The following is a 1130-nucleotide window of genomic DNA, read 5'->3' on the forward strand; positions in this document are numbered from 1 at the left end:
ATGTTGTTACTACACTTTTTCATCGCTCAAAATCCACCGCAACACTATCAATGACTTGGAACCAAGCGTTCCACTCATGTTCTCGCTCGACTGTTCAAGTCGGGCCAAAAGCCGACATTCATTGTCATTGAGCTTGCCAGAGCCGGTTAAAGCGCTGCCAGCGTGAGAACGGCTTGTGTGCCGGTTCGATGATCGTCCCGACTGTTCAGCACAAGTTGGCCGTTGGCGGTCTGCACTAGATCAAGCGCGATGGCCAAACCCAGGCCATGGCCCGGCATTTTTTCATCGAGGCGCACACCGGGCTTCCACAACGCATCAATTGTCTCGGCCGGGATGCCGGGGCCATCGTCGATCACTGCAACGGTGATTTTGCCATCAATGGCATGCCAGTGCACCGCAACCTCGCTTGCGGCCCACTTGCCCGCATTGTCGAGCAGGTTCGACAGGACCTCGGCAAAGGCATCAGGATCAATGGCGATCCGAACGGCCGGACCCTCGGCGGTGAACTGGATATGGCGTGACGCGTGGAGACGTCGCATGGCGCTGATCAAGGGATTGAGCGCATCGGGCAAGCTGGTTTCGATGACGGCGCCCTGACCGGCCGCAGCACGCGCACGGGCGAGGTGCCAATCAAGCCGCCGGGCCATAGCCATGCATTCTGCCGTAAGGGTTTTGCCTGCCGCGTGTTCTGCCAGGCTTTCTGCTTCGTCGGCCAACACGGCAAGCGAGGTACGCAGGCCATGGGCCAGATTGCCGGCCTCGATGCGGGCAGCCGCCACCATGGCTTCTCGGCTTTCGATCAGGCGGTCGAGATCGTTGGCGAGGGGCAAGATCTCTGTTGGCCAAACGTCTCCCATGCGTTGCTCTTGTCCGGCGCGTACCCGGGCGATGCTGGCCGCCAACCGATCAAGCGGGCGCGTTGCGAAGCGCAAGGCAACCACCGCGCCCGCAATCAGCAACACCGCCAAGGCAGCCAGCCAGGCCAGCAATTCCTGCTGAAAGGCCGTCACAACGTCATCAAGATGGCGCATGTCCGTGGCAATCAGGAAATGCAGCGAGCCGCCCGCATTCGGCTGATCCTTCGTGACGCCATAGATCATCGCATCCCCCGAAGGCCCTTGGCTTCGCAT

At 60.4% G+C, this 1130-nt stretch carries 1 protein-coding gene; it reads right to left on the bottom strand.

What is annotated here, in order from left to right:
* Positions 1-146: 146 nt before the first annotated feature.
* The coding region (locus tag RT662_RS14735; protein WP_313671442.1) for a sensor histidine kinase at positions 147-1130 on the bottom strand (984 nt) is incomplete at its 5' end.

Origin of the sequence: Sandarakinorhabdus sp., assembly GCF_032115815.1 — a bacterium.
GTDB lineage: Bacteria > Pseudomonadota > Alphaproteobacteria > Sphingomonadales > Sphingomonadaceae > Sandarakinorhabdus.